Below are 6,362 nucleotides of genomic sequence, written 5' to 3' on the forward strand. Positions count from 1 at the left end.
ACACTCGGTCACTCGGTCACTCGGCCCTGAGTTCGGGCTCAGCCGGTGAAACGCCAGCGGGTCTGGGTGTAGCGCTCGCCCCTGCCGAACCCGAAGGCGGTACGGGGCGCCACCCCGAAGACCAGGGCGCGGCCCCCGTGGTCCCCGGAGGCGAACGCCTCGTCCCGCACCTCGAAGTGCCAGTCAGGTCCGTACTTCGCCTCCCACGCCGCCGCCAGCCCGGCCAGCCGCTCCTCGTCGGTGACCCGGACCGCCTCGCCCTCCACCACCAGGTCGCAGCCCTCGCCGTAGGCGTTGGTGCCCGTGGTGAGGGCGACGTGCGGGTTGGCGGCGAGGTTCAGGGCCTTGCGCTCCTGCTCGCCGGTGGCGAAGTGGAGCGCGCCGTCCGCCCACACCGTCATCAGCGGGGTGACATGGGGCCGCCCGTCGGGGCGTACCGTCGAGAGCCAGAAGATCTCGGCCTTCTCCAGACGCGACACGACCTCGGCCCAGGGCGTCGCGGTGGCGCCGGGAGAGCTGTAGCGCGTGTCCAGGTCGGTCTTCGGTTCCTGCGTCTGCGTCTGCGTCTGTGCCTGAGCCGGCATGGCGGAGTCCTCTCGGTCCCTCGTCCTTCACATCGTCCCCGTGAAGTGCTGACTCCGCCCGCCGACCGGACTCATCGCAAACAGTCCCCTCCGGTTAGGCTCGGACCGGGACTTTGATCGGGTGCGTGATCGGAGGCGGCGGGATGACGGTGCCGGGGCGCAGAAGCAGTACGTTCACCCGTTTGCTGCGGCACGGCTTCACCCATCCCGCGGTCGCCGAGCGCTTCCTCGACCTGCCGGAGATGGCCCCCGTACGGACCGACTCCGTGCTCCTCGACGCGCTGGGTGCCACCGCCGACCCCGACTTGGCGCTGCGGGGGCTCGTACGGCTCGTCGAGGCACAGGCCCCCGACGAGCGGCAGGGCCTCCTCGACACCCTGATCTCCGCGAAACCGCTGCGGGACCGGCTCCTCGGCGTGCTCGGCGCGTCCGAGGCGCTGGGTGATCATCTGGCGCGGCACCCGCGCGACTGGTACGCGCTGGTGACGTACGAGGCGGTCGATCTGCACCCGGGTGTGGAGGAGTTCGAGCGCGGCCTCGCCGAGGCCACCGACCCGGTCTCGCTGCGCGTCGCGTACCGTCGCTGCCTGCTGTCCATAGCGGCGCGTGACGTGTGCGGGACCACGAATGTCGCCCAGACGGCGGCCGAGCTCGCCGACCTCGCGACGGCGACGTTGCGCGCGGCGCTCGCCATCGCCCGTACCGCCGCGCCCGAGGACGCCGCCCTCTGCCGGCTCGCGGTGATCGCGATGGGCAAGTGCGGCGGCCATGAGCTCAACTACGTCTCCGACGTCGACGTGATCTTCGTCGGGGAACCTGCGGACGGGGCCGACGAGCCCAAGGCGCTCAAGGCCGCGACCCGGCTCGCCTCCCACCTCATGCGGATCTGTTCGGAGACCACGGTCGAGGGCGCGATCTGGCCCGTCGACGCCAATCTGCGACCGGAGGGCCGGCACGGCCCGCTGGTCCGTACGCTCTCCAGCCATCTCGCGTACTACCAGCGGTGGGCGAAGACCTGGGAGTTCCAGGCGCTGCTGAAGGCCCGGGCGGTGGCCGGGGACCCCGAGCTGGGGGCCGAGTACATCGAGGCCGTCTCCCCTCTCGTCTGGCAGGCGTCGGAGCGCGAGAACTTCGTCCCCGACGTGCAGAAGATGCGCCGCCGGGTCGTCGACAACATTCCCGTCGCCCAGATCGACCGCGAGCTGAAACTCGGCCCGGGCGGGCTGCGCGACGTCGAATTCGCCGTCCAGTTGCTGCAGTTGGTGCACGGCCGCAGTGACGCGTCGCTGCGCAGCGGCACCACGCTCGACGCGCTGAAGGCGCTCGCGGTCGGCGGATACGTGGGGCGCACGGACGCGTCCCAGCTCGACGAGGCGTACCGGTTCCTGCGGGCGATGGAGCACCGCATCCAGCTGTTCCGGCTGCGCCGCACCCACCTCGTACCGGAGGGCGAGGAGGACCTGCGCCGCCTCGGACGCTCGCTCGGGCTGCGCACCGACCCGGTCGCCGAGCTCAACAAGGAGTGGCGGCGGCACGCGGCGGCCGTACGGCGGCTGCACGAGAAGCTGTTCTACCGGCCGCTGCTGGACGCGGTCGCGCAGCTGGCGCCCGGCGAGATCCGGCTCAGCACCCAGGCCGCCAGGCAGCGCCTCGAAGCGCTCGGCTACGCCGACCCGGCCGCCGCCCTGCGCCATCTGGAGGCCCTGTCGTCCGGGGTCACGCGCAAGGCGGCGATCCAGCGGACGCTGCTGCCCGTGCTGCTGGGCTGGTTCGCCGACTCGGCCGATCCGGACGCGGGCCTGCTCGGCTTCCGCAAGGTGTCCGACGCGCTCGGCAAGACGCCCTGGTACCTGCGGCTGCTGCGCGACGAGGGCGCCGCCGCGGAGAACCTCGCACGCGTCCTGTCCGCCGGCCGCCTCGCCCCCGACCTGCTGCTGCGCGCCCCGGAGGCGGTGGCCATCCTCGGCGACCCGGAAGGGCTGAAGCCGCGCAGCCGGGACCACCTGGAGCAGGAGGTGCTGGCCGCGGTCGGCCGCGCGGACGGTGCCGAGGCGGCGGTCGCGGCGGCCCGCGGAGTGCGGCGGCGCGAGCTGTTCCGCACGGCCGCGGCGGATCTGATCGGCTCGTACGGCACCGAGGAGAGCCCCGCCGAACAGGACCCGGGCGCGCTCGTCGACCGCGTCGGCAACGCGGTCACCGACCTCAACGCGGCGACGATCGCGGGCGCGCTCCGAGCGGTCGTGGGCAACCAGTGGGGCGACACCCTCCCCACCCGCTTCGCCGTCATCGGCATGGGCCGCTTCGGCGGGCACGAGCTCTCGTACGGCTCCGACGCGGACGTCCTCTTCGTGCACGAGCCGCGCGAAGGCGTCGACGAACAGGAGGCCGCGCAGGCCGCGAACACCGTCGTCGCCGAGCTGCGGCGCCTCCTGCAACTCCCCACCGCCGACCCGCCGTTGCTGATCGACGCGGACCTGCGTCCGGAGGGCAAGACCGGCCCCCTCGTGCGCACCCTCGCCTCGTACGCCGCGTACTACCGGCGCTGGTCGCTCGTCTGGGAGAGCCAGGCGCTCCTGCGCGCCGAACCGATGGCGGGCGACGCGGACCTGGGCGCGCGCTTCATCGAGCTGATCGACCCGCTGCGCTATCCCCCGGAAGGGCTCGGCGAGGACGCGGTCCGCGAGATCCGCCGGCTCAAGGCACGCATGGAGACGGAACGCCTCCCGCGCGGCGCGGACCCGACCCTTCACACCAAGCTGGGCCGCGGCGGCCTCAGCGACGTCGAGTGGACGGTCCAGCTCCTCCAGATGAGCCACGGCTGGGCCGAGCCCGGGCTGCGCACCACGGGCACCCGCCAGGCCCTCGCGGCCGCCCATGCAGCGGGTCTCCTCCCCACCGAGGACGCCCAGATCCTCGACGACGCCTGGGTCCTCGCCTCCCGTGTCCGCAACGGCGTCATGCTGGTCCGCGGGCGGGCGGGCGACACCTTCCCGTCGGAGTCCCGTGAACTGGGGGCGGTGGGGCGGTACCTGGGGTACGGGCCGGGGCACGTGGGCGAGATGGTCGACGACTACCGGCGGACGACGCGGAGGGCGCGGGCGGTGGTCGAGGAGTTGTTCTACGGGGCGTAGGGGGAGGGGGGTCCAGGGCGGGAGCCCGCTGGAGGGGACAGCCCCATGAGGTGCGTGCGAAGGCGTCCCGCGGTATGCGCTCGCAGGCCCTGCGCGACCGAGCGCGCGCAGCCGCGCTGTCCGCGGGCACGAGCCCGGTGTGCCGCCTGCGGCCGTGGCCCACCGGGCCGTCGGGGTGCGCGGGATCCCGCGGTGCCCGGTGAAGGCGCTCGCCACCTCCTCGGCCCGTCCGGCGTCCGAGGACCGCCCCGGGGTTCACTGGACGGTGCTCGGGACGACGAGGCCGCCCCGGGTGGAGTCGGAACGGCACCGGTACCCGTACCCGTACCGGGGCGGGCCGTATGCCCACCACACTTACGGGCTGTGACCGGGGCCCCTCGGGCGCCGCCTCGGCGACATGTCAGCGTCGTGCGACGTTCAGTTCTGCCGGGGTGGCGGGGACAGCTCCCTCCACGACCGCGACCTGTCGTGGCAGGCGGTGCGGCATCGCCCCGTACAGCACGTACGACACGCCGTAGCCGAAGGCGAGGCACAGGAGGCCGCCCACCGCGTCGAGCCAGAAGTGATTGGCCGTCGCGACGATGACTATGAGCGTGAGGGTCGGGTACAGCACGCCGAGGATCTTCACCCACGGCGCCGACGCCAGCGCGACGATGATGAGCCCGCACCACAGCGACCAGCCGATGTGCATCGACGGCATCGCGGCGTACTGGTTCGACATGTTCTTCAGATTGCCCGAGGCCATCGAACCCCAGGTGTGGTGCACCAGCACGGTGTCGATGAAGTTCTTGCCGGTCATCAGGCGCGGCGGGGCCAGCGGGTACAGGTAGTACCCGACGAGGGCGACGCCCGTCGTCGCGAAGATGACGGATCGCGCCGCGGCATAGCGGCCGGGGTGCCGGCGGTAGAGCCAGACGAGCACGCCGATGGTCACCAGGAAGTGCAGGGTGGCGTAGTAGTAGTTCATCGTCACGACCAGCCATGTCACCGAGTTCACGGCGTGGTTGACCGTCTGTTCGACCGCGATGCCCAGCGCCTTCTCGGCCTGCCAGATCCAGTCGGCGTTGCGCAGGGCCTGCGCCTTCTGCTCCGGCACCGCGTTGCGGATGAGGGAGTAGATCCAGTAACTGACCGCGATGAGCAGGATCTCGAACCAGATCCGGGGCCGTCGCGGCGTCCGCAGTCCGCGCAGCCGTCCGCGCTCCGGGGCCGGACTCTCCCCGCTCACCATGGGTGACGGAGGGGCCGTCCGGCCTTCCAAAGTCTTCACGGTCGATTCACCCATAGGGAGAGAGTCTGCCAGATGCATCACTCTCGTCCGATCATCCCCCGGGCGGGTTCCGACGGCGGGCGGTACGTCCTGAGTACTACCTAGGAACCGGGTACAACCCCGGGTCCCGAAGCCGTTGAACCGCGTACGACCAATTCCGGCATGAAGACGAACTCGCTGTGGGGCGCGGGCGTCCCGCCGATCTCCTCCAGCAGCGTCCGTACCGCCGCCTGGCCCATCGCCGGCACCGGTTTGCGGATCGTCGTCAGCGGCGGGTCGGTGAAGGCGATGAGCGGGGAGTCGTCGAAGCCGACGACCGAGATGTCGTCCGGTACTTCGAGTCCGCGCTGGCGCGCCGCCCGGATCGCGCCGAGCGCCATCATGTCGCTCGCGCACACCACCGCCGTGCAGCCCCGGTCCATCAGTGCGGACGCCGCGGCCTGGCCGCCCTCCAGGGTGTAGAGGGAGTGCTGGATGAGCTCCGCCTCGATCTCCTGGTCCGTCAGGCCCAGCTGTTCCCTGACCGCCTTGACGAAACCCTCTATCTTCCGGAGAACCGGGACGAATCGCTTCGGACCGAGCGCGAGGCCGATCCGGGTGTGGCCGAGGGCGACGAGATGCGTCACCGCGAGCCGCATCGCCGCCCGGTCGTCGGGCGAGATGAACGGGGCCTGCACCTGCGGCGCGAAGCCGTCGACGAGGACGAACGGCACGCCCTGGGCGCGCAGCTTCTCGTAGCGCTGCATGTCGGCGCTGGTGTCGGCGTGCAGTCCGGAGACGAAGATGATGCCGGACACCCCGCGGTCCACGAGCATCTCGGTGAGCTCGTCCTCGGTGGAGCCGCCGGGGGTCTGGGTGGCCAGCACGGGCGTGTAGCCCTGGCGGGTCAGCGCTTGACCGATGACCTGGGCCAGGGCCGGAAATATCGGATTTTCCAGCTCTGGCGTGATAAGTCCGACGAGTCCGGCGCTGCGCCTGCGCAGTCGGACCGGACGCTCATAGCCGAGGACGTCGAGTGCGGCGAGCACCGATTCGCGGGTGGTCGTGGCCACGCCTGGCTTGCCGTTGAGCACTCGGCTGACCGTGGCTTCGCTGACCCCCGCCTGGGCTGCGATGTCGGCAAGCCGTGCGGTCATGGGATTGGACTGTACCGGTCGCATGTCAGATTGCCCACCACGTGCTGGAGTCGGCGGGAAGGCGAACCGTCCCACCGGTGAACTCGGGTGTCGCGGACGACAGGAGCACGCGACCCGGTACGGGCAGTTCCACTTCCGTGCCGCGCGTGTTGGTGGTGCAGACGAATCCGTCGCGGGCGAGGGCGAGGACGCCGTCGGGCGCGTCCAGCCAGGTCACCGCTTCACCCGCGCCCAGCCCCGG

The 6,362-nt window shown here is 71.7% G+C and carries 4 protein-coding genes and 1 pseudogene; 1 reads left to right on the plus strand and 4 read right to left on the minus strand.

Features of this window, described 5'->3' with window-relative positions; translation table 11 throughout:
• Positions 1 to 38 precede the first annotated feature (38 nt).
• Positions 39 to 584, minus strand: coding sequence for a pyridoxamine 5'-phosphate oxidase family protein (locus ABT078_RS22840; protein WP_351230522.1), 546 nt, complete (start codon positions 582 to 584; stop codon positions 39 to 41).
• Between the two features lie 143 nt (positions 585 to 727).
• On the opposite strand from ABT078_RS22840, the gene ABT078_RS22845 reads away from it, so the two are divergent.
• Positions 728 to 3,715, plus strand: coding sequence for a bifunctional [glutamine synthetase] adenylyltransferase/[glutamine synthetase]-adenylyl-L-tyrosine phosphorylase (locus ABT078_RS22845; protein ID WP_351230552.1), 2,988 nt, complete (start codon positions 728 to 730; stop codon positions 3,713 to 3,715).
• Positions 3,716 to 4,115: 400 nt separating this feature from the next.
• Here the strand turns inward: ABT078_RS22845 and ABT078_RS22850 are convergent, their stop codons facing one another.
• The 3 genes and pseudogenes from ABT078_RS22850 to ABT078_RS22860 all read right to left on the minus strand — a co-directional run.
• Positions 4,116 to 5,000 (minus strand): phosphatase PAP2 family protein, encoded by an 885-nt coding sequence (locus ABT078_RS22850; RefSeq protein WP_351230524.1) that lies wholly within the window; start codon positions 4,998 to 5,000, stop codon positions 4,116 to 4,118.
• 86 nt (positions 5,001 to 5,086) lie between these two features.
• Positions 5,087 to 6,121: a LacI family DNA-binding transcriptional regulator gene (locus ABT078_RS22855; protein WP_351230526.1), complete on the minus strand. Its 1,035-nt coding sequence runs from the start codon at positions 6,119 to 6,121 to the stop codon at positions 5,087 to 5,089.
• Between the two features lie 25 nt (positions 6,122 to 6,146).
• A pseudogene (locus tag ABT078_RS22860) lies at positions 6,147 to 6,362 on the minus strand (DUF3459 domain-containing protein); the annotation flags it as partial.

The sequence above is a fragment of the Streptomyces sp. NPDC002133 genome, from assembly GCF_040296405.1.
In the GTDB taxonomy this organism is placed as follows: domain Bacteria; phylum Actinomycetota; class Actinomycetes; order Streptomycetales; family Streptomycetaceae; genus Streptomyces.

What these genes read in the sequence shown, in the direction of transcription:
- ABT078_RS22855 (WP_351230526.1), bottom strand. Translation starts at nt 6,121, where the DNA reads ATGACCGCACGGCTTGCCGACATCGCAGCCCAGGCGGGGGTCAGCGAA.
- ABT078_RS22845 (WP_351230552.1), top strand. Translation starts at nt 728, where the DNA reads ATGACGGTGCCGGGGCGCAGAAGCAGTACGTTCACCCGTTTGCTGCGG.
- ABT078_RS22840 (WP_351230522.1), bottom strand. Translation starts at nt 584, where the DNA reads ATGCCGGCTCAGGCACAGACGCAGACGCAGACGCAGGAACCGAAGACC.
- ABT078_RS22850 (WP_351230524.1), bottom strand. Translation starts at nt 5,000, where the DNA reads ATGGGTGAATCGACCGTGAAGACTTTGGAAGGCCGGACGGCCCCTCCG.